Here is a 260-nt window from a genome sequence, read left to right on the forward strand (position 1 = left end):
GGCGAACCTATATCCGGCATGGGATCTCTGGCATGGCGGAGATTTCTATGAAGTCACCCCTGAAAACGATGTGGTGTGGCATTACGAGGATATTTTTCATCATCATGACGCGCAGTGGCTGGCGAACGGCAATCTGCTCTATACCACAGCAGCGCCCTTACCAGCAGGGATTGCGGCGCGTGTAACTGGCGGTGATTCACGCCGCGATGCGCCGGACGGCATCATTCAGAGCGATGTGGTAAAAGAGGTTAATCGCAACG

Annotated in this window: 1 protein-coding gene; it reads left to right on the forward strand. The window is 54.6% G+C overall.

Features of this window, described 5'->3' with window-relative positions:
- Positions 1–260: hypothetical protein (locus SB659_RS19880; protein WP_410551663.1), on the forward strand; the 260-nt coding region annotated here is incomplete at both ends.

The sequence above is a fragment of the Arthrobacter sp. SIMBA_036 genome (assembly GCF_046535135.1).
In the GTDB taxonomy this organism is placed as follows: Bacteria; Actinomycetota; Actinomycetes; order Actinomycetales; family Micrococcaceae; genus Arthrobacter.